The sequence below is a fragment of the Demequina sp. genome (assembly GCF_049841215.1).
Taxonomy (GTDB): Bacteria; Actinomycetota; Actinomycetes; order Actinomycetales; family Demequinaceae; genus Demequina.
In genome coordinates this window covers 12,325-30,402 of sequence record NZ_JASGEO010000023.1, presented here as the reverse complement: position 1 = coordinate 30,402, position 18,078 = coordinate 12,325, and the positions used below count along the sequence as shown (strand labels likewise).

Below are 18,078 nucleotides of genomic sequence, written 5' to 3'. Positions count from 1 at the left end.
TGCCCAACCTAGTCGCAACGCTCAAAGACGTACTCGCTGTCCGACGGCGTGGCCAGGTTGCGATCGCGCCTCACCGTTTGCGGGGGAAGGGTGCCCGCCTCGCACAGTGCGCGGAATTCATCGGCAGTGCCGTACTCGATGTTCAGCACGGTCGCGTAATGCTCCTGGTAGACACCGCATTCGTCGTAGTGCCCGCATTCTTCGGTGACGGCGAAGTCGAACCCACGCGCGGCGCCCTCGGCGACGATCTCCGCCCCGTTCTTCTGCCCCGCGGCCAACCCAGCACGGTGGGCTATCTCCACGAACTCCGCTGCCAAGGCGAGGTTGTCGTCTTGGGTGAGCGCGCCGTCGGACCGTGTGTAGGAGTCCAAGTTGTCGAACTCCACGGCCTGGAAGCCCGCCTCTTGGCAGCCGATCATGAGCGGCTCCAGCGCCTCGGCGATGGCCTTGCGGTTCTGGGGAGTTGAGGTGTCGAGGAGGAACTCGTCGGGCCAGCCGGGGTCCGTGACGGGCCCGTTCGCGTCTTCGAGCAGCAGGCCGTCCCACTTGCCCGCCTCTCCCGGCTGCGACTGGAAGCCGTTGAGGTAGCAGATGTTGTACAGGCCGGGAGCTGGGGTGTCCGTGGAGTCGCGGGCGACGATCGCCGTGCCGTCTGGGGGCTCGTAGGCGCCGCCGAGCTGGTAATCGAGGCCGCCGTCTGGCGGGAGCTGAACTATGGCGGTGGGGGCGTCGGTAATGGTCACGTTGGGCTCCGGCGTCCAGGTGGGGAACTCCATGGTGGTGTAGTTCGCCACGCAGCCGCTGAGCAGCACCGCGCACCCGGCCACCGCGCCCGCCACCATCACCCGCATCCTCCCAGTATTGCGGAACGCCCGTTTAGCATGAAGGGGGAGGCGCGCGTGAAGGTTGTGGTCACGGGGGCGAGCGGCAACGTCGGCACGGCGCTGCTGCGCGCGCTTGGCGAGGCGCCGGATGTCACCGAGGTCACTGGTATTGCCCGACGGACCCCTCGCCGAGTCCCCCCGCCTCCTTACGATGTGGCTGGCTGGGTACGCGCGGATGTCGCGTCGCCGGCGTCGTTTGGCGCTTTGGCGGGCGCCATGGCGGGGGCCGACGCGGTGGTGCACCTGGCGTGGGTGATTCAGCCCAACCACGATCGGGAGTTCCTGCGCCAGGTCAACGTCGCTGGTACGCAGCGGGTGCTGGCCTCGGCGCGGGCGGCGGGGGTGGGGCACGTGGTGGTGGCGTCGTCGGTTGGCGCGTACTCGGCGAGCAGCAAGGACGTGGTGCGCGACGAGTCCTGGGCCACCGGCGGGATTCCCGGCAGCGAGTACAGCGTGGACAAGGCCGCGGTGGAGCGCGTGCTCGACGACCACGAGCGCGAACACCCGGAGGTGCTTATCACGCGATTGCGGCCCGCGCTGATCTTCCAGCGCGCGGCGGGCGCGGAGATTATTCGGTACTTCGTGGGGTCGTTGGCGCCCTCGGTGGCGTTCCGCGGCAACCTGCCAGCGCTGCCGTGGCCCGCGGGGACGCGGGTGCAGGCGCTTCATGCCGACGACGTCGCGGCCGCGTATCTGGCGTCCGTGCGGTTGAGGCGGGGTGGTGCGTTCAATGTGGCGGCCGATGACGTCTTGACGGGCTCTGTGGTTGCTGAGCTGATGGCGGGTGGACGGCTGGTAGAGACGCCAACGTCCGTGTTGCGCGGGGCGGTGTCCGCGGCGTGGAATGCGCGCGTGGTGCCGGTGAGCCCGGGGTGGGTGGACATGGCCGCGGGCTCGCCGATCATGTCTACGGCCCGTGCCAAGGACGTGCTGGGATGGGCGCCGCGGCGCAGCGCGTACTCCACCGTTGAGGAGGTGCTGGCTGGCATGGCCGACGGCGCGGGTACTGCGAGCCCGGTGCTGAGGCCGCGCTACAGGCCCAAGTAGATCCGGATTGCCTCGTCGACCTCTCGGGACACTCGCTCGGGTACCTTGCCGATGCGCTCCGTGAGGCGCTGGACGGACACCGTGCGCAGCTGCTCTGCCTGGGCCTTGGAGTCTTTGGTCAGACCGCCGGTGCCGGCAGGCAGGAGAACTTGGAAGTCGTGAATCGTGGATGTGTTGCTGGTGAGCGGAACTACTGTGACTGTCCCTGTGCCACGGCCCATTGAATAGTTGACCAACGCCTCGCGTCCGACGATCAGCACGGGTCTCCTACCCGCGGCCGCAGACCCTACCGAGGGGTCCAGATCTAGCCACCACAGGTCGCCCCGACTCACAAACCGTCTCCCACCGTGACGTCCCATGCGGGGTCGTAGTCTTCCTCAAGGGCGGCGGCGAACTGTTGAGCCAACCGGGCTTCAACGACACTCTCACGCACGCGCGCGATCGCCAGTTGCACAGCATCGGACCGTCCGGTGGCGAGCCCTCCGGTGACCAGCGCGTCTAGGGTTTCCACATCCGCGTCCGGCAAACTGATGCTGATCTTTACGGTCATACCGCGATGCTACCGCAGTAGTACCGCCCGCTGACGTGGTGCGCACGTCGATGTCCGCCGCTGGTGAGACGATTCCAGTGGCGGAACGTGAGGACAGGAGGCGAAGTGCGCGGCGAAGCGACGGTGCTGCATGCCGACCTCGACGCCTTCTACGCCTCGGTTGAGCAACGGGACGATCCCTCCCTACGGGGCCGGCCGGTCATCGTGGGCGGCGGCGTCGTCACCGCCGCGAGTTATGAAGCGAAGATCCGCGGGGTGCGCACGGCAACAGGGGTGCGCCAGGCGCTGGCTCGGTGCCCGGAAGCCATCGTGGTGCCGCCACGAATGGAGGCATACAGCGCGGCCAGTCGAGCGGTCTTCGACATCTTCCACGACACCACGCCGTACGTAGAGGGAATCTCGATCGACGAGGCCTTCCTCGAGGTGGGCGGGCTGCGCCACATCGCCGGCACGCCAGAAGAGATCGCAGTGCGGTTGCGGGCGCGCGTGCGCGCAGAGGTTGGTCTCCCGATTTCGGTGGGCATCGCTCGCACCAAGTTCCTGGCAAAGGTCGCCAGTGCAGTCAGCAAGCCCGACGGCCTGCTCGTGGTCCCGCCCGACGGTGAGGAGGCCTTCCTGCACCCACTTCCGGTGGAACGGTTGTGGGGGGTTGGTGCCGTGACCGCCGAGAAGCTTCACGCTCGGGGGATCCACACCGTGGGCCAATTGGCTGAGCTTGAATCGGCGACGGCCGAGCGGATGCTGGGCAAGGCTGCCGGCGCCCACCTGCACGCGCTGGCGCGGCTCCGCGACCCGCGCCCGGTCGAGGCGACCACGCGGCACGGATCGATCGGCTCGCAGCGCGCGCTGGGAGAGAGACCGCGGTCAAGCACTGAACTGGGCCTCATCCTCACCCAGATCGTTGACGGGCTCGCCAAGCGCCTGCGCGATCGAGGGTCGTCGTGCAGCACCGTGGTGCTCCGCTTGCGCTTTGGCGACTATGCGAGGGCCACCCGGTCCCGCACGCTCACGGCCCCAACGGACCGCACCGACATTCTGCTGGGCGTGGCCCAGGGGCTCCTGGCCAGTGCGGACGCGGAGATCGCCGATCGCGGCATCACGCTCCTCGGCGTGTCGCTGGCGCAACTCTCCGGGGCCAACTCCGTGCAGCCGGAACTGCCCATCGATTGGCACGACGGCGCGCGCCTGGACACGGCGCTGGACGCGGTGCGCGACAAGTTCGGTGCGCGCGCTGTGACGCGCGCGGCGCTCATCGGCAGGGATCAGGGAGTGAGCGCGCCTCGGTTGCCGGAACACGAATAAGTGGGCCCCGTGGGGCTCGAACCCACGACCCGCGGATTAAAAGTCCGCTGCTCTACCAACTGAGCTAGAGGCCCGCGGCGACCAGCCTAGTCGCTCGCGTCGGCCACCAAATCGACGTCAGGCTGTCCGCGCCGCTCCGCGGCTCGCGCTACTCACCCGGCAGCGGCGCCCAGCCCCATTTCGGTTCCTTGCTCATCCCGCGGCCGTACCAACGCGCGCCACGTCACGGCCAGCACGGCGCCAATCAGCGCGCCCGCGGTGTTGAGGATGACGTCGTCGATGTCGCCAACGCGCCCAAGGCTGAGTTGGGCGAGCTCAATGCCAACAGACAGCCCGACGCTGACAACAGTCGCGCTCACCACTCGCCATCGCGGGAGGAGCCACGCCAGCAGGGCCCCCACCGGCACGAACATCGCGACGTTGCCCACCACATTGAGGTACTGCCGTTCGCCAGGCGAGTCCAGCACCCGGCGGATCTCCTGGAACGGCGTCAGGTTGAGCCCCGTTCCCCCCGCGTCGCCAAACGACAGCGCGAGCGTGAGCCAGAGGATCATCCCCACTACTGCCGTGAGGCACAGCCACAGCAGCCACCGCCACGGCCGCCGAGGCACCACCGCGATCGCGCCCAGCACCAAGGCGGTGCCGGCCGCGGCCACGATGGGGCCAACGTAGAAGTGGGTAGTCATGGTCTGGACAACGTACAGCGCTTGGGCCACGTGCCCGCGATTCCTGTGAGTGCGTCAGTGTCGGATGAGAGCCCGGATCCTGCACTCAGGCACTCAGGGGGTGGCGCGGTTCGCACGCGGCGGCGGTGTGCCCGGGATCCCGCGGCTCACTAGATGCCGCGACTTCGCGCGGCATGACATCACGTCCGCGCAGGAAGGCACAAGCCCAGTGCGTCGAGCGCCCGCCATCCCATCGCGAGCGTCTCCGGCTTCGCATTCATCGCGATCCCCACGGCCTTCGCCAGCCCAATCCCACGAGCTCGCGCCACGAACGCGTCGTCCACGCGCCCCGTCGCCTCGCCGTAGGCCGCCATCAGAGACGCAACGCCCTCACCCGGCATCAGCGAGTACGCGAAGCCCACGTCCACGGCCGGATCGCACGCCGCCATCGACCCCCAGTCCACGATGCCGGCAAACCGCCCGTCCATCGACAACACGTTCGCGCCGTGGAGGTCGGCATGGCTCCACACAAACTCGCTACGGTCCGGATCAGGTATGCCCGACGCTGTGGCCCAGAGAGCAAGGGCCGCGTCAGTATCGAGCCGCTCACCATTGGGCCCGCCGCGCTCGCCGAGCACCGCGACCCTCCGCAGCACCTTCTCGGATCGCGCGGTCATGGGGATCGACTGCTCCACATTGATGGGGGCCTCGAGCGGCGCCACCTGGTGCACTTCGGCGAGAGCCAGCCCCAGCGTCGGGCCCTCCGAGGCGAGCAACGGCACGTCAACCGCCATGTCACCCGGGAGCCACGAAACGATCGCCCACGGAAACGGGAACCCCGCGCCGGGCACGCCAACGAAGGGGAAGTGCGGGAAGGGGAAGGACCACCCGGCAGAGAGCTCTGGCACCCAGCGCGTCTCCGCGAGCAGGAAGCGCACGGCGTCCGCGGTGCGGGGCAGGCGCACGGCCAACACGCCGCCGAGGCGGTACATGGCGCAGTCCCAGCCCTCGTAGTGCTGGCCAAGCGGCAGGTGCGCGTACTCGGGAGCCTGGGACTCGACGAGTGCCCGCGCGGCCTCCACCGAGATCGACGAATGCGCCGGCGGCGGGACGGTGTCGAAGCTCACGCGCGCGGACCAATCACGCGCCAGCGCGTGGCCCGGAACAGCAACGACCCAATCGCAATCCCCGCCACGAAGATCCCCACGATCACCACGGCGATGGAGCCGTAGCCGTTGGCCGGATCAAGGAACGGGTACGGGAACCAGCCGTCGGTGGCGCCGCGGATGAGCACCACCGCCAGCCACACGGTGGGGTACGCCATCACCACCCACACCGTGCGCAGGGGCAAGGGCGAACGCGGCCCTTCCACGAGCCAGTCCACCACCAGTGCTACACCCGAGACACCGTGCACCACCAGGTTGGTCCACGTCCAGGGGCTGTCCTCGCTCACGGGAGCGAGCAATATCCAGTAGACGGTCACGACGATGGCCAGGTACGTAGCGGCGCACGCGCGCAGGTACTCCACCCAGGCCGGGCGCGCGCCCCCCGTGAACGCGGCCGCCACCAACAAAGCGGTGGCGCCGATCAAGTTGTTCTGGATGGTGAAGTATCCAAAGAAGTTCCAGAAGAGAAAGTCGCCGCTGTCGAAGCCGTCCAGCATGAGCCGGATCACCGCGGCCAGCATGAGCAGCGCCACCACCACGCGCCCAGCGCGCCACACCCTTGTCATGGGCCGACGCTATCAGCGGTTACGTACCAGCCCTAGGGAGGCGAGGCCTCGCCAACCCGTGGCGCGCGTGAGTTCCTCGTGCCACGCTGCGAGCCGCGCGGCCTTCTGCAGGCCGATGCCGTGAGCGCGGGCGCGCAGGGCTGCATCGACGGGGTGGGTCTCTGAGTACGCGTCGAACATCGCCTCGAGGCCTTCCGCGCTGGTGAGCATGCACGCAAAGCCGAGGTCTACGGCTGGGTCGCACGCGGCCATGTCGCCCCAGTCGATGATGCCCGCGAGTGCGCCATCGTCCCTAGTAAGGGCATTGAAGGCGTGGAGATCGGCGTGGGCCCACACCTGCTCTTGGGGGCCCGGCGCGCCCAGGGCACGCTCCCAAACCGACCGTGCCAGCCCTAGATCAAGCTGCTCGCCACGCGGGCCACCGGTAACGGCCGCCGCCTCCATGGCGCTCACCGTGACATCGTTGCGGGCTTCCATCTCCACGGACTGCTCACTGTTGAGAGGCGCATTCGGGTCCGCCGGCACATGCACCTGCGCGAGCGCCCGCCCCAAGTCCCCGGCGCCGTCAGCGCTCAGGGGCCGCTCGGCAGCGATCGATCCGGGCAGCCACGTGATGATGCTCCACGGCCACGGATACCCGTGACCGGGCGAACCATCGCCCACGATGCGCGGGAACGGAAAGGTCCACGCCTCGCCCAGGCGATGCAGCAGATCGCGCTCTTTGAGCAGGGAACCCACGGACTCGGGGATGCGGGGCATGCGCACCGCGAGCGAGTCGCCCAGACGCACCATCGCGTTGTCCCAGCCAAACGTCATGTCCCCTAATGGCAGTTCTGCGAACTGCGGAAACTGTGAGTCGACGAGCGCCCGCGCCGTCTCCGCGCTCACCGCCGGGTGGGCATCGGGGAGGTTGCTCACCGCGCCTTGCCCTCGAGGAACTCGCGCTCGGCGTCCGTGGGCGCCAGTTCAGCGCCCGCGAGATACGCGGCGCGCGCCTCCTCCGTGCGCCCAAGCCGGTCAAGGAGATTCCCGCGCGTCGCGTGCCACAAGTGGTACCTCTCGAGCGGCAGGCCGTCCACGAGCTCCAGGGCCTTCTCCGGGCCGGCGAGCTCCGCGACCACCACGGCGCGGTTGAGTTCCACCACCGCGGTGGGCTGCAGCGCAAAGAGCTGGTCATACAGCGCCAGGATCTGCATCCATGCGGTGCGCTCGTAGGACGGCGCCATGGAATGCACTGCCGCGATCGCGGCCTGGAGCTGATACGGCCCCGGCTGGCGCTTGACCATGCAGTCAGCGATGATGCCGCGCCCCTCGCGAGCAAGCGCCGCGTTCCAGAGCGAGCGGTCCTGCGAGGCGAGCACCACGATCTCGCCGTCGGCGCCAAAGCGAGCCGCGCGTCGGGCCTCTGTGAGCAACTCGAGCGCGAGCAAACCGCGCGCTTCAAGGTTCTCTGGCAACAGCGCGACCACGGCCCGCGTCAGGCGAATCGCCTCGCGCGAGAGGTCAGGCACGTCCGTGCGCGCCTCGCCATATCCCTGGTTAAACACCAAATAGAGCACGGCGAGCACGGCCTCCACGCGCTCGGGAAGCTCCTCCGCCGACGGCACGCGGTAAGGGATTTTCGCCGCCGAGATCTTGCGCTTGGCACGCGTGAGCCGCTGCGCCATGGTCGCCTCTGGCGTGAGGAACGCGCGCGCAATGTCCCGCGTCTCGAGCCCCGCGATGAGCCGCAGCGTCAGCGCCACCTGGCTTTCCATCCCCAACGCGGGGTGGCAGCACGTGAACATCAGGCGCAGTTGGTCGTCGTCAACGGGCTCGTCCAAACGCTCCGCAATGCCCGACGCTGGGTCGGCTTCCGTGCCGTCCCCGGCAAGGCGGTGGGCGGCTTCGTGGCGTGGTTGCCGCGTTCCCTCTCGGCGAGCCACATCGATGGCGCGGTGCTTAGCCGTGATGATGATCCAGCCCGCCGGATTGGGTGGGATGCCGTCGCGCGGCCACACCTCGAGCGCGCGCACGAAGGCGTCCTGGACGGCCTCCTCCGCGGAGTCGATGTCGCCGAGCATGCGCACGAGCGTGGCCACGGCGCGGCCGCGCTCCAGTTGGAACGCCTCCGCAACTGCGTCCTGCTCAGCGGTCACTGCTGCTCCGGAATTGCTTGGAATGCGCGAACCTCCACGGGAACCCCGCACGCCGCTGTGGCGCGCTTGGCGAGTTCGCGGGCCTCGTCGTCGCTTGCGGCCTCGATGACCCACAGGCCGCCGATCATCTCATTGGTCTCGACGTGCGGGCCATCCGTGACGATTGCCTGGCCGTCGCGCACCTGGGCGGTGAAGGCGGATGTCGGTGCGTGGAGCCCTCCGAGGAACACGATCTGGTCCCAGATGGACTCGTTGAAGGCGCCAACTCGCGCGTACATCTCGGCGTCCTTGTCTGGATCCGCGATGGGCGGGTTGTTGACGTAGTCGTGCATCACGCTGAACAGGTACTGGGTCATGACTTACTCCGATTCAAAGGGGCGCACCTCAATGGGCGCGCGGCACGCGGTGGTGGCGCGGCCGGCGATCTCCAGAGCCGCGTCGAGATCAGGGACGTCGATGACCCAGAAGCCGCCAAGCGCCTCTTTGGTCTCGGCGAAGGGGCCGTCGGTGACAACGATCTGGCCGTCGTGATTGGCCACCGTGGTGGCCGTGTGGGGCGCCTCGAGGCCGCCGCCAAAGACCTGCACGTCAGCGATGGTCTGGTTGAAGGCGTCGACGTCGGCGAAGATCTGCTCCATGTCCGGGCGAAAGGGGGCGTCGTAGTCGTGGTGCACGGACAACAGGTATTGGGTCATGGGGTGTCCTCTCCTAGGTCCACTGTGTCATGACCACGAATGGCGCGCGCCGGATTCGACAGGCGTTGCACGTCATGCTGCGCACCGTCGCAGTATCTCGCTCCTACAGCGCGGTCGCGATCAGGGCAGCGAACGTCAGCGCGCCGGCAAGCATTGACCAGCCCTGGCTGCGGCGCCACAGGGCAACGCCAATCGCCACGGCCGCGGCGATGTGCCACGCGCCAAATGCGCGCCACTCGCCGTGGTCAAGAAACAGCGAGTTGACGATAATCGCGCCCATGGCGGCTGGGCCCACCATGGTGAGGGCGCGCCTGATGGGGGCCGGAATCCTCTCCGGATCCCTCAGCAGCACCACGCCGCTGATGCGGATCAGGTAGGTGCCGATAGCGGCGAAGAGGAAAATCCACCAGATGTTCACGCCGGGTCACCTGCCCTGCGCCGCTCCTGCCACGTTTCGAAGAGGGCGCCCGCCGTCATGCCCGCGATGATTCCGATGAAGACGTTGAGCCCAAAGGGCCAGCCGCGGCCCAACAGCACCATCACGGCCGCGCCGGCGATCGTGATGAGCTCCGCGGGCTTGCGCAGCCCCGGCACCAGCACGGCAATGAACATGAGCGGCACGATGAAGCCCACCTCCCATGCCTCGGGAATCACCGGCCCTAGCACCAGCCCAATCACGGTGCCCACCACGTAGATGAGCACAAACGGGAGCGCGGCGCCCATCGCGAACCAGCGTCGGCGCACGGGATCCGGCTCGTCGGCCTCGCGGAGCGACACCACCGCGGCTTGGTCCGTCATGAGGTAGGCGAGCGCGAGCCGCCAGCGCAGCGGAAACACCGTCCACAGCGGAGCCAGTGCGGCGGAATACAGCGCGAAGCGCGCGTTGATCAGCACGGCCGTGAGGATTGCGACGATCGCGGGTGCGTCTGCGCGCACGGACTCAATGATCGCAATCTGGGACGCGCCAGCAACTACGGAGACCGAGCCGAACAGGCCCGCCCAGGGGTCTATCCCCACGTCGCGAACGAGCGCGCGATAGGCAAGCCCAAAAATCCCCGACCCAATCATCAAGGGGCCGATCGCCCTCAGCCCGGCCCAAGCGTCGGCCCATTGCTTGGGCGCGATGCCAAGCACGGTGCGGCGCGTCATGCGCGCCAGTCTGTCACCTGGTGGTGACTAGCGATTCACTCAGGCCGTGGCGAAGGTGAGGCAGTGCGCGGTGTCGAAGTCCGCGCCCACCTGGATTTCGGTGGCGTTGCACACCATCGCGTCGTTGAATTTGCAGTCCGTGCGGGAGCACGCGCCAACGGCGGCGAGGGCCTCGCGACCGGCGGGGGTGTCCGTGTGGGTGGCCGTCACGCAGTGCGTGCCATCCGCCGTCGCGGAGACGTTGATTGCGCCTGCGTGGCAGTTGGCGTCGTGGTTGAAGCCACACGTGTCAACGGAGCAGGTGCTGACGATGGGGAGTCCGATAGAGACCGGCATGATTCCTCCTTAGGAAGCCTGATGCATCCAGAATAACGCTCAAGAATTCATTTGTGGTGCATTTCTGATAAATGCAAAATCAACATTTCCTATTTGCATTAATGCAACGCTCCTGTTTCCATAAAGCCAGCCCGACGCTGTGGCGGCTTGGGCGCGAGGGTGACCACAGCGTCGGGCCGGGAACAAACGGGCGGCCGATCGCGTACTACATGGTGTGACCGCCGGCACCTAGTCACGGTGGCCACTCGGGTGAAGTACGCGAGCCGCCTGGCGCCCAACCCCCCGGGGCTGCCGGGCGGCTCGTTCCCGGCTTAGGCTGGATCCGTAAAGGAGTGGACATGTCCCCCAACAAGATCATCAAGACCGATGCCGAGTGGCGCGCGCAGCTCAACGACTTTGAGTTCGCGGTGCTGCGCGAGGCGGCGACCGAGCGTCCGTGGACGGGCGCCCTGCTAGACGAGAAGCGGCCCGGCGTGTTCAAGTGCCGCGCGTGCGGCGCGGAGCTGTTCGGCTCGGGCACCAAGTTCGATTCGCACTGCGGCTGGCCGTCGTTCTACGAGGCCGCAAACAGCGACGCGGTGACCCTCATCGAGGACCGTACTCACGGAATGGTGCGCACCGAGGTGCGCTGCGCCACGTGCGACTCGCACCTTGGCCACGTGTTCCCCGACGCTCCGCAGACACCCACAGGCGACCGGTTCTGCATCAACTCGGTGTCGCTGACGTTCGACGAAGCGGTCGAGTAGGTGGTGGAACACCGCTTCCGCCGGCCGGCGATGCTCGACATGGAGCTCGCCGACGAACTCGTCGGCGACATTGACCCCGCGGACCGTGCGCTGATCGCGCACGAGACCGCCGCGGCGATCGTTGGCCAGGCGCGCGAGTCCGAAGATCCGGAACTCATCGCGCGGCTGGTGCGGCTGGTGGACGAGGAGGGCGTGGACACCGTCGCGATGATGTGGTCCAAGGCCGACGCCCTCACCCTGCCCGGCGCGTTGTGGCGGCTCTACATGCTGCGCGAGTGGGTGTCGCAAGACGCGGAGGCCGTGGCGCGCTCGTATCACGAGGGCGTCCACGCGGCGCACGTGCGGCATGCGATTGCCGGCGTGGAGGACCCGCCAGGGCCCGACGAGGTGCGCCGGCTCGCGGACACGATCCTGCGAGGGGTGTTCGCGGGAGACCTCGCCGTTGCGCTGGAGCGGGCCGGGGCGTTCTGCCGGGTGGTCGCGACCGGCTCCGCGTTTGAGGCCGCGACCGATGAGGGTCACGCCGACGCTCGCGCCCACAAGACCACGCTGCGCGCGGCCCAGTTGCTGCGCACGGGCGAAGACCTGGAGCGGTGCGCCGCGCTCTGGCGAGACGACAAGCTGGACTGAACCGGGCCGTCGGGCCGTTCGGCAGACAATCAAGGGTCACGGGTACTGGAGTGACAGTTGTGACGTCCATGGAAGGGCTCTGGTGTCACTTCATGCACATGTGTCACTGACACCCTTGATTTTCTACACGCAACGTGACGTACCCTTGTTAGCGACGCCGGGCTGCGTAGCCCCGGGCTCCAAATTCAGCCGCTTCGAGCGGCCTTCGCGCCGTCAGGTGCAACCGGCCCGGCGTCGCTCCTCAGGAGCAAACCCTACGGATGCACTTGCAGCAGGTGCGTCTCCACCGCCACGGCCCGCGGCCCGGACTCGGTATCCACCACATGCGCCACGAGCACCCCACCCGCCGGCAGGTACGGGTTCTTGCGCGGCAGCGCGCCCCGCGTATACGGCCTGGTAGCGGCCCTGACCATCTCCACAATCGTGGGCAGCGTTGGCCGGTGCACGCAGACCGCGCGATTACCGCCCTTGGCCAGCAGGTTGATCATCACCTCGGCGGTGCGAAGCGGCGCCTCGGCGTGCCCGGGCTCTGTGAGCGCGGGATACGACTTGATGTCGAGCTTCGCCGCCTTCGCGTACGGCTTCAGCGTCTCGACGCACCGCGTCGCGGGCGACGAGCCCACGTGGGTCACCCCAAACGCGGAGATCAGCGGCACAAGTTGTCGTGCCCGACGCTGCCCCGCCTTGGTTAGCGGCCTCTCCTCATCTGTGCCCGCCCAGGAGCGTCGGCGTCGGGCACGCGCGTGCCTCACCAACACGAAAGCGCGGGTATCGAGGCGGTCGTTAGCGAACGCTTCGACGAGCACCTCGAGGGGGCGGAGGTCGTCGGGAAAGGTGATCTTGGCTTGGGCCTGCTCCACGGTGAGCCAGCGCACGCGATCCACCTCGTGCTTTGGTGCGGTCTTCACGGACGGCCGCGCCTTCACCGCGCGCCCCTCGTTGCCCGCGACCTGCGCGGCCCAGTAGCGCACCACCTTCTGGCGTCCGGCGCCAATGGGGTAGCGAAGCGTGGGAAGCGGCTGACCAAGGACAATCTGCTTGCCGGTCTCCTCTGCCACCTCGCGAATCGCGCACTGCGGCAGGGTCTCGCCCTTGGAGATCTTTCCCTTAGGCCACGACCAGTCGTTATACCTGGGGCGATGCACGGCGAGCACTTGCAGCTCGCCATCGCGGACGCGCCACACGAGCGCGCCTGCGGCCACCTGCGTCATGGGCGCGGGAACCTTGGTCACTTGCGGTTGGCCCTGCGCTTGGGTTGACGCGTGATGTAGATAGTCTGCAGGTCCGCGAGGTGCTTGCCGTTCGCGTCCCACGCCTTGCGTTCCCACTCACCGTCGGCGCCTAGCTCCCAGGCGGCCACCTCCTCGGACATCGCCAGGTCGATGTTCTCGATGAGGAACGCCACTTGCGAGGGGTCGCTGATGGAGACGAGCGTCTCGATGCGGCGATCGAGGTTGCGGTGCATGAGGTCGGCGGAGCCGATGAACACCTCGGGCTCGCCATCGTTCGCGAAAGCGTAGATGCGGGAGTGCTCAAGGAATCGGCCAAGGATGGACCGCACCCGAATGTTCTCTGACAGCCCGGGCACTCCTGGACGAATGGCGGTGGTGCCGCGCACCACAAGGGACACGTGCACACCAGCCTGAGACGCGCGGTACAGCGCGTCGATGGTGCGCTCGTCCACCACGGAGTTGACCTTGAATTTCACCCACGCGGGCTTGCCGGCCCGCGCGCGATCAGCCTCGGCGTCGATGCGCTCGATGAGGCCGGAGCGCAGCCCAGTAGGAGCCACTAGCAGGCGGCGGAACTTCGCCTTTGGCGCGTATCCGGAGAGCTGGTTGAAGAGCTTCGCGATGTCGGAGCCCACCTCAGGGTCGCGAGTCAGCAACCCGTAGTCCTCGTACAGTCGCGCGGTGCGTGGGTGGTAGTTGCCGGTGCCGATGTGGCAGTAGCGAACAAGGCCGTCGTCCTCTTGGCGCACCACCATGGAGAGCTTGCAGTGCGTCTTGAGCCCCACGAGTCCGTACACCACGTGCACGCCCGCCTCCTCAAGCTTGCGGGCCCACGAGATATTGCGCTGTTCGTCGAACCGCGCCTTGATCTCCACGAGGGCCAGCACCTGCTTGCCGTTGCGCGCGGCCTCGATGAGGGCGTCGACGATGGGGGAGTCGCCAGACGTGCGGTACAGCGTCTGCTTGATGGCGAGCACGCGCGGGTCCACGGACGCCTGCGACAGGAAGGTCTGCACGGACGTCGAGAACGAGTCGTATGGGTGGTGCAGCAGCACGTCTCCGCGAGACACGGCCTCGAAGATGGACTGCTGTTGCGCGGACTCCACGGGAGCCAGCGCATGGTTGGTGGTTGGCCGGAAGGCGGGGAACTGCAACGACGGCCGGTCAAGGTCCGCGATGAGGTTCAGCCCCGTGAGGTCAAGTGGCGCGGGCAGCCGGAACACATCCAGATCCGTGATCCCCAACTCACGCGCGAGAAGTTCACCGGTGGCCTGGGACGAGCCCTCCGCGATCTCAAGCCGCACGGCGGGCCCAAAGCGGCGGCGCAGCAGTTCGCGCTCCATCGCTTTGAGGAGGTTCTCTGCGTCGTCCTCTTCTACCTCCACGTCCTCGTTGCGCGTGACGCGGAACGTGAAATGGTCCACCACGTTCATGCCAGGGAACAGGTAGTCGAGGTGAGCGGCGATGACGTCCTCGAGCGGCACAAACGAGCGCGGCTCGTCGGACAGCGCGGAGGCGTCAACCACCTGGAGCGCGTGCCCCTCCGCATCCACGGCAAGGAAGCGCGGCAGCGTCTCCGGCACCTTCACGCGTGCGAAGTACTCCTTGCCCGTATCCGGATCCTGCACCTGCACGGCAAGGTTGAGCGACAGCCCGGAAATGTACGGAAAAGGGTGCGCAGGGTCCACGGCAAGCGGGGTCAGCACCGGGAAGATGTCCGATCGGTACAGCTTGCGGAGGCGATCCCTCTCCCCGCCGCTCAACTCGTCAAACCGCACAATGTGGATGCCCTCTTCGGCAAGCGCGGGCCGCACCTGGTTCATAAACACATCCGCGTGCTCGTCCATAAGCGCGTGGGCACGCTCGGTGAGCACCTCTACCAGGCGCGTTGGGCTCATTCCGGTGGCCGACGGCACCGCGAACCCCGCAGCAATGCGCCGCTTCAGCCCGGCCACCCGCACCATGAAGAACTCGTCGAGGTTGGACGCGAAGATCGACAGGAACCGCGCGCGCTCCAGCAGCGGCGTCGCGGGGTCCTGAGCAAGCTCGAGCACGCGCTGGTTGAACGCGAGCCACTGCAGCTCGCGATCAAGGAAGCGGTCCTCGTCGAGAGTGGTCGCCACGACAGTTCCGCCCACCTCTACGGTGGGCATGGCGTACGTCTCCTCGGACTCGTAGACGGGTGTCTCGTCGGTGGCCGGCTTGGGGACGGGCGCGACGTTCGAGACGTCGATGCTCTCGGACATGCGCCCATCGTGGCATGGCAACGCGCCCTCTCGCGACCCCGTTTACCCGCCCGACGCTTTGGTGACTTTCGTACGTGCCTTGCCACAGCGTCGGGGCGGCAGGAAAACGCCGCCAAAGGGGAGTAGAAACGAGGGGTAAGGAGGCGCGATATGACCGACGCACCTGCCATCGAGGTGGATGGGCTCACTAAGAAGTTTGGCGACTTCACGGCCGTGGATGACCTCTCGCTGACGATCGAGCGCGGCGAGATCTTTGGCTTCCTTGGGCCAAACGGCGCGGGCAAGTCCACCACCATTCGCTGCATCCTGGATTTGATTCGCCCGACGGCGGGGCACTGTCGCGTACTCGGGCTCGACTCGCGTACGGATTCCGTGGAGATTCGGCGGTCGCTTGGGTTCTTGCCAGCTGATCTCGCGCTCTACCCGAACCTCACGGGGCGGCGGACGATCGAGTACCTCGCGAACCTGCGCGGGGGCGTGGACATGGGGGTGGTAGACGGGCTGGCCGAGCGCTTTGGTGCGGAGCTGGACCGCAAGGTGGGCGAGTACTCGAGCGGTAATCGGCAGAAGATCGGGCTGATCCTTGCCTTCATGCACAACCCGCGAGTGGTGGTGCTCGACGAGCCGATCACGGGCCTGGACCCGCTGGTGCAGCTCGAGTTCCACACGCTCATGCGCGAGCACGTCACCGCTGGTAACACTGTGTTTCTGAGTTCCCACACGCTGAGCGAGGTGGAGCGCGTGGCGGACCGCGTGGGGTTCATCCGAAGCGGGCGGCTGGTGGCCGTGGAGCGCATGAGCGAGCTGCAAGAGAAGTCGCTGCGGCGGGTGACTCTGGAGTTCCCTGCGCCGGTTCCGGCGAGCGCGTTTGACGGCGTGGAGGGCGTGCACGATGCGGTTGCCGAGGGCAATCAAGTCACCGCGCGCTACGAGGGCGCGATGGCGCCGCTGCTCGCCGTGGCCACCGCGAACGGGGTGCTGTCGCTCACCACGGCTTCCGTGGATCTCGACGAACTGTTCCTCGAGTACTACCGCGAGGGCGCGGACCCAGAAGCCGCCTGATGCTCCGCACCGTCTACCTCAAGAGCCTGCGCGATCACGTGATCGGCGTGAGCATTGGCGTGCTGTCGCTGTTCGCGGTGGCGTGGATGGGCATCTGGGCGTACTCGGGCGTGGACGACGCGGACACGTACTTCGCCTCGCTCCCCGACGCCTACGTAGATCTGCTCGGCATCACGCGCGATTCGGGGACCGCGGGCCTGATGATGTCGATGATGTTCGGGTTCATGGGGGCGTTCGTGTTCGGCGGGCTCGCGATCTCGATGGGGGCCAGCGCCATCGCGGGCGAGGAGCGCGACGGCACGCTCGACGTGCTCGCGACCGTGCCGCGCTCGCGGGAGCGCCTCCACGCCTCCAAGGCCGCCGCGTATCTGACGCTGTTGGTGGGTGGCTCGATCCTTGCGAGCGCGAGCTACTACTTGGCAGCGGCAATCGTGGGCGCCGACATTTCTTCGCTCGACATCGCCGCCGCAACCGCGCACATGACGTCAGTGATCCTCGTCTACGGGGTGCTGGCCTTCGCCATAGGTGCGGCAACCGGAAACCGGTCGCTAGCGTCGGGCATCTCTACCGGCTTCTTGGTTGTGTCCTTCCTTGGCGCGGGCCTGCTGCCGCTCGTCGACGGGTGGGAGAACGTTGCCAAGGTCTTCCCCTGGTACTACATCGACGGCGCATCGCCGCTGGTAGACGGGCCAGATACGCTGCAGCTCGCGTGCCTCACCGCGGCGTGGGCCGTGATGCTTGGGGTTGGCGGAGCGGCCTTCGCGCGGCGCGACCTTCACGCGGGCGGCGCCACCCGCTCGCTCGCGGATCGCCTCCGCGCCAATCCGCGCATGGCCTCGCTCATGGACAAGTGGCGCGGCTCCGGCTCCACACGCAGCCTCGCGGCCAAGGCGCTCAGCGACAAGCAGGGCGTGGCCATGCTCGGCGCGTACGGGCTGTTCTTCCTGACGATCGTCATGGGGCCCATGTACAACGCGCTCGCGGACACCATCGGCGACGTGGTGGCGTCCATGCCCGACGCTCTGCTCGCCATGGTCGGTTTCGCCGACTACTCCACCCCAACCGGTTGGTATCACGGCGAGGTGCTCTCCATCACGGGCCCTGCGGTGTTCGCGATCGTCACCATTGGAGCTGGCGTCGCGCTTGCGACGGAGGAGCGGTGGCGCACCATTTCCGTGGTGTTGAGTGCGCCGGTGTCGCGCGGGCGTGTCGCCGGCGGCAAGCTCGCCGCCTTGCTTGAGCTCACCCTGCTATGCGGCGTGCTGCTGTTCGGTGGGATCTGGCTGGGCTCCGTGATTGCCGGGCTCGGCATCTCGGTGGCGAATATCGCCGCGGCCGCCACACTCCAAGCCGGGCTCGGCCTCGTCTTTGGCGCGGCGGCGTTCGCCGTCGCGGGCTGTACCGGCAACTCCAAAGCCGCCGCGTGGGCCGGTACAGGGGTGGCGCTGGGAGGCTGGGCGCTCAATACGTTCGTTGGCGTGAACGACTCACTGGAGTGGCTCGCCAGGCTGTCACCCTTCCACTGGGCCGTATCCAACTACCCACTGGACCACGGCATGAACTGGGGTGGGTTGGTGGCGCTGGCCGTAGCGTCGGGCGTGCTTATTGTTGTTGGCTGGCTGGGGTATCAGCGCAGAGACCTGCGGGGCTGACTAGTCTTGGCG

General features: G+C 67.6%; 21 protein-coding genes and 1 tRNA gene. 6 read left to right on the top strand and 16 right to left on the bottom strand.

Annotation, left to right across the window (positions count from 1 at the left end):
* Positions 1-8: 8 nt before the first annotated feature.
* Positions 9-851: an endo alpha-1,4 polygalactosaminidase gene (locus QM618_RS11145; RefSeq protein ID WP_428098916.1), complete on the bottom strand. Its 843-nt coding sequence runs from the start codon at positions 849-851 to the stop codon at positions 9-11.
* A 48-nt stretch (positions 852-899) separates the two neighbouring features.
* On the opposite strand from QM618_RS11145, the gene QM618_RS11140 reads away from it, so the two are divergent.
* Positions 900-1,931, top strand: a complete 1,032-nt coding sequence (locus tag QM618_RS11140; protein ID WP_428098911.1) for an NAD-dependent epimerase/dehydratase family protein — start codon at positions 900-902, stop codon at positions 1,929-1,931.
* Here the strand turns inward: QM618_RS11140 and QM618_RS11135 are convergent.
* Both QM618_RS11135 and QM618_RS11130 read right to left on the bottom strand, forming a co-directional pair.
* Positions 1,916-2,290, bottom strand: coding sequence for a type II toxin-antitoxin system PemK/MazF family toxin (locus tag QM618_RS11135; protein WP_428098908.1), 375 nt, complete (start codon positions 2,288-2,290; stop codon positions 1,916-1,918). The genes QM618_RS11140 and QM618_RS11135 overlap by 16 nt on opposite strands.
* Positions 2,260-2,481 carry a hypothetical protein gene (locus QM618_RS11130; protein WP_428098905.1) on the bottom strand — a complete coding sequence of 74 codons (222 nt, stop codon included), beginning with the start codon at positions 2,479-2,481 and terminating at the stop codon, positions 2,260-2,262. Before QM618_RS11130 ends, QM618_RS11135 begins: the two co-directional genes overlap by 31 nt.
* A gap of 105 nt (positions 2,482-2,586) precedes the next feature.
* Here QM618_RS11130 and dinB point away from each other — a divergent pair, with 105 nt between their 5' ends.
* Positions 2,587-3,783 carry a DNA polymerase IV gene (gene dinB, locus QM618_RS11125; protein ID WP_428098902.1) on the top strand — a complete coding sequence of 399 codons (1,197 nt, stop codon included), beginning with the start codon at positions 2,587-2,589 and terminating at the stop codon, positions 3,781-3,783.
* 1 nt (position 3,784) lies between these two features.
* Here dinB and QM618_RS11120 read toward each other — a convergent pair.
* From QM618_RS11120 to QM618_RS11070, 11 genes are all read right to left on the bottom strand, one after another.
* Positions 3,785-3,857, bottom strand: a tRNA-Lys gene (locus QM618_RS11120).
* Between the two features lie 78 nt (positions 3,858-3,935).
* On the bottom strand, positions 3,936-4,469 hold the full coding sequence (locus QM618_RS11115) for a VanZ family protein (protein WP_428098897.1): 534 nt from the start codon (positions 4,467-4,469) through the stop codon (positions 3,936-3,938).
* 179 nt (positions 4,470-4,648) lie between these two features.
* Entirely contained in the window at positions 4,649-5,575 is a 927-nt protein-coding gene (locus QM618_RS11110; RefSeq protein ID WP_428098892.1) for a phosphotransferase, read from the bottom strand.
* The gene (locus QM618_RS11105; protein ID WP_428098888.1) at positions 5,572-6,180 is read right to left on the bottom strand and encodes a Pr6Pr family membrane protein; all 609 of its coding nucleotides are present in this window, start codon (positions 6,178-6,180) and stop codon (positions 5,572-5,574) included. The genes QM618_RS11110 and QM618_RS11105 overlap by 4 nt, the downstream gene beginning before the upstream one ends.
* 12 nt (positions 6,181-6,192) lie before the next feature.
* Positions 6,193-7,098 carry a phosphotransferase gene (locus tag QM618_RS11100; protein WP_428098885.1) on the bottom strand — a complete coding sequence of 302 codons (906 nt, stop codon included), beginning with the start codon at positions 7,096-7,098 and terminating at the stop codon, positions 6,193-6,195.
* Positions 7,095-8,318: an RNA polymerase sigma factor gene (locus QM618_RS11095; RefSeq protein ID WP_428098880.1), complete on the bottom strand. Its 1,224-nt coding sequence runs from the start codon at positions 8,316-8,318 to the stop codon at positions 7,095-7,097. The genes QM618_RS11100 and QM618_RS11095 overlap by 4 nt, the downstream gene beginning before the upstream one ends.
* Complete coding sequence (locus QM618_RS11090; RefSeq protein ID WP_428098877.1) at positions 8,315-8,674, bottom strand: YciI family protein; 360 nt, start codon at positions 8,672-8,674, stop codon at positions 8,315-8,317. The genes QM618_RS11095 and QM618_RS11090 overlap by 4 nt, the downstream gene beginning before the upstream one ends.
* A gap of 3 nt (positions 8,675-8,677) precedes the next feature.
* Positions 8,678-9,013, bottom strand: coding sequence for a YciI family protein (locus tag QM618_RS11085; protein WP_428098871.1), 336 nt, complete (start codon positions 9,011-9,013; stop codon positions 8,678-8,680).
* A gap of 103 nt (positions 9,014-9,116) precedes the next feature.
* Positions 9,117-9,431: an AzlD domain-containing protein gene (locus QM618_RS11080; RefSeq protein WP_428098867.1), complete on the bottom strand. Its 315-nt coding sequence runs from the start codon at positions 9,429-9,431 to the stop codon at positions 9,117-9,119.
* On the bottom strand, positions 9,428-10,162 hold the full coding sequence (locus QM618_RS11075; protein ID WP_428098862.1) for an AzlC family ABC transporter permease: 735 nt from the start codon (positions 10,160-10,162) through the stop codon (positions 9,428-9,430). The genes QM618_RS11080 and QM618_RS11075 overlap by 4 nt, the downstream gene beginning before the upstream one ends.
* A 39-nt stretch (positions 10,163-10,201) precedes the next feature.
* Positions 10,202-10,498: a DUF1540 domain-containing protein gene (locus tag QM618_RS11070; RefSeq protein WP_428098857.1), complete on the bottom strand. Its 297-nt coding sequence runs from the start codon at positions 10,496-10,498 to the stop codon at positions 10,202-10,204.
* Positions 10,499-10,836: 338 nt separating this feature from the next.
* On the opposite strand from QM618_RS11070, the gene msrB reads away from it, so the two are divergent.
* On the top strand, positions 10,837-11,244 hold the full coding sequence (msrB, locus tag QM618_RS11065) for a peptide-methionine (R)-S-oxide reductase MsrB (RefSeq protein WP_428098850.1): 408 nt from the start codon (positions 10,837-10,839) through the stop codon (positions 11,242-11,244).
* A 3-nt stretch (positions 11,245-11,247) separates the two neighbouring features.
* A complete protein-coding gene (locus QM618_RS11060) occupies positions 11,248-11,874 on the top strand; it encodes a hypothetical protein (RefSeq protein ID WP_428098843.1) in 627 nt (208 codons plus the stop codon).
* A 254-nt stretch (positions 11,875-12,128) separates the two neighbouring features.
* Here the strand turns inward: QM618_RS11060 and QM618_RS11055 are convergent, their stop codons facing one another.
* Positions 12,129-13,085 carry an NUDIX hydrolase gene (locus QM618_RS11055; protein WP_428098837.1) on the bottom strand — a complete coding sequence of 319 codons (957 nt, stop codon included), beginning with the start codon at positions 13,083-13,085 and terminating at the stop codon, positions 12,129-12,131.
* Between the two features lie 17 nt (positions 13,086-13,102).
* Positions 13,103-15,259, bottom strand: a complete 2,157-nt coding sequence (locus tag QM618_RS11050; protein WP_428099000.1) for an RNA degradosome polyphosphate kinase — start codon at positions 15,257-15,259, stop codon at positions 13,103-13,105.
* A gap of 243 nt (positions 15,260-15,502) precedes the next feature.
* Here QM618_RS11050 and QM618_RS11045 point away from each other — a divergent pair, with 243 nt between their 5' ends.
* The gene (locus QM618_RS11045) at positions 15,503-16,414 is read left to right on the top strand and encodes an ABC transporter ATP-binding protein (protein ID WP_428098832.1); all 912 of its coding nucleotides are present in this window, start codon (positions 15,503-15,505) and stop codon (positions 16,412-16,414) included.
* Positions 16,414-18,066 (top strand): ABC transporter permease subunit, encoded by a 1,653-nt coding sequence (locus QM618_RS11040; protein ID WP_428098829.1) that lies wholly within the window; start codon positions 16,414-16,416, stop codon positions 18,064-18,066. Before QM618_RS11045 ends, QM618_RS11040 begins: the two co-directional genes overlap by 1 nt.
* Positions 18,067-18,078 lie beyond the last annotated feature (12 nt).